The 2,030-nt window shown below is 47.3% G+C and carries 5 protein-coding genes; 3 read left to right on the plus strand and 2 right to left on the minus strand.

Features of this window, described 5'->3' with window-relative positions; genetic code table 11:
* Window positions 1-241, plus strand: a 241-nt coding sequence (locus tag O9300_RS13240) for a zinc ribbon domain-containing protein (protein ID WP_287972101.1), incomplete at its 5' end; no start/stop codon positions are given.
* Between the two features lie 47 nt (window positions 242-288).
* On the opposite strand, the gene thiS is transcribed toward O9300_RS13240, so the two are convergent.
* Entirely contained in the window at window positions 289-498 is a 210-nt protein-coding gene (thiS, locus tag O9300_RS13245) for a sulfur carrier protein ThiS (protein ID WP_043999042.1), read from the minus strand.
* 86 nt (window positions 499-584) lie between these two features.
* On the opposite strand from thiS, the gene O9300_RS13250 reads away from it, so the two are divergent.
* Window positions 585-791 (plus strand): hypothetical protein, encoded by a 207-nt coding sequence (locus O9300_RS13250; RefSeq protein ID WP_287972104.1) that lies wholly within the window; start codon window positions 585-587, stop codon window positions 789-791.
* On the opposite strand, the gene O9300_RS13255 is transcribed toward O9300_RS13250, so the two are convergent.
* Window positions 783-1,799 carry a thiamine phosphate synthase gene (locus O9300_RS13255; protein ID WP_287731256.1) on the minus strand — a complete coding sequence of 339 codons (1,017 nt, stop codon included), beginning with the start codon at window positions 1,797-1,799 and terminating at the stop codon, window positions 783-785. The two genes, O9300_RS13250 and O9300_RS13255, sit on opposite strands and share 9 nt — an antisense overlap.
* Before the next feature lie 91 nt (window positions 1,800-1,890).
* Here O9300_RS13255 and O9300_RS13260 point away from each other — a divergent pair.
* On the plus strand, window positions 1,891-2,030 hold a 140-nt coding region (locus O9300_RS13260), incomplete at its 3' end, for a helix-turn-helix domain-containing protein (RefSeq protein ID WP_287077950.1).

The raw sequence follows: 2,030 nt of genomic DNA on the forward strand, positions 1-2,030 counted from the left end.
TACGGTAGCAGTAGCCCCCCATAACACGAGTCAAAATTGTTCTAATTGTGGTCAAAAAGTCCCTAAATCTCTATCTACAAGAACCCATATTTGTCCTGACTGTGGCTATGTAGAAGATAGAGATATTAACGCCGCTATCAACATTCTCAAAAAGGGACTAAGTACGGTGGGACACACCGAAACTAATACGCTTGGGGAGAGATTCCCTCTGGCGAATGTTGGATACGTCCTGCCAGATTAAGGAAACTCAGTGAACCAAGAATCCCTCGCTTAAGCGCGATGGGAGTGTCAACCCCCCCCGACAATAGTAACAATTTCTAATTTATCCCCCTCCTTGATTTCCGTGTTTTCCCAATACTGACGATGGAGGATTTCCCCGTTATATTCCACCGCAACTAACCGAGGATTCATGCCCAAATTTTCTAACATTTGCCCTAGTTTAGTTGCGGGTAAACAGGTTTGAGTTTTGCCGTTAATTTGCAAGGTTATTTCTGACATGGATTTGGATATAAACGAATCAAGTTAATCGGAGGAGACAGGAGACAGGAGTTGAGAGTTGGGGTTTTAGGGTTTTAGGGTATTAGTTGAAATTCCCCTATCTCCCCACTCCCCCATTTCCCCATTTTTCCACACCCTACACCCCACACCCCACACCCCACACCCCACACCCTACACCCTACACCCTACACCCTACACCCTACACCCTACACCCTACACCCTACACCCTACACCCTACACCCTACACCCTACACCCCACTTCCCACTTCCCACTTCCCACTTCCCTACTTTAATTGGGTTAATAATTGTTGGGTGATGACCTCGGGGTGCTGCGCTTCCATGATGGCCCGGACTACAGCTACCTGTTGCGCTCCTGCCTCTAAAACCTCTTTAATGTTACTACTATCAATACCACCGATCGCAAACCAGGGTAAAGGGCAATTTTCCCGCGCATAACGGACATATTCCAATCCTGCCGGGGTTTTTCCTGCTTTGGTGGGGGTGGCATAAACCGGCCCGACTCCCACATAATCGGCCTTTTCTTGGATTGCTTTGGCCATCTCTTGGGGATTAGTGGTGGACCTGCCGATAATTGCCCCAGGACCGAGAAATTGCCGCGCTAGGGAAATCGGTACATCCTGTTGACCGAGATGAACACCATCGGCATGAATGGCCTGAGCAATATCGACGCGATCGTTCATAATAAATAAAGCATCGTAACGGTGGCATAACTCACACAGTTTAGCGGCTTCTTCTAAACGAATGGTATCAGCGGCGGTTTTATGGCGGTACTGCACCAATTTTAACCCCCCTTTTAGGGCTAATTCGACGATTTCTAGCAGATTTTCGGCGGGAGAAGTGACTAAATAGAGGGGAGATGCTTTCAGTTTTTCCAGAGGTGGCGAGATTAATAGTTTACTCTCTAGCTGATAAACCCGATAGCGCAGCTGTTTACAGGCTATCCCTAGCTCCAGATCATAGAGTTTACCGTATTCTTCTAAAACCCTAAAAGCCTCCTGTACGCGAGCGAGATTGGCCTGCAGCAGTCCCTCGACAGTCTCCCGGATTTCTTCCCTCGGATGGCTTAAATCCCTGCCGATATCGCCGGCCGTGTCCCGATGTCGTTTAAGATCGATCGAGTGCCAACTAGCTAATTGATGGCGCATTTCTTTACATTCTTGGGCTAAATCGGGATTATCTAAGCCAAAACGACACCATTCTTCGATAATTCGCAGTCCTTCTCTGGCGCGGTCAAGGTTAGCATCGAGAATCCGTTTAATCGCCGTGGTTTCTAGTTTCATCGAAAATTTTGGGTCTGAAACCCCGTCGTTCTACGACGGCTTTACTGTTAAATATTAGCGCATTTACACGATATATGCTAGAATGCGAGATATGGAAAAAGCCTATTCGTTTCGATTTTACCCAACACCCGAACAAGAGTCGCTATTGCGGCGCACTTTGGGCTGTGTAAGATTGGTTTACAATAAGGCACTCCATCTCAGAACACAAGCATGGTACGAAAGACAAGAAAG

The organism is Microcystis sp. LE19-195.1E (genome assembly GCF_027532095.1).
Taxonomy (GTDB): Bacteria; Cyanobacteriota; Cyanobacteriia; order Cyanobacteriales; family Microcystaceae; genus Microcystis; species Microcystis aeruginosa.

Bases quoted from the DNA above. Each gene is read 5' to 3' on its own strand.
- thiS (WP_043999042.1), bottom strand. From the start codon at position 498: ATGTCAGAAATAACCTTGCAAATTAACGGCAAAACTCAAACCTGTTTA.
- O9300_RS13255 (WP_287731256.1), bottom strand. From the start codon at position 1,799: ATGAAACTAGAAACCACGGCGATTAAACGGATTCTCGATGCTAACCTT.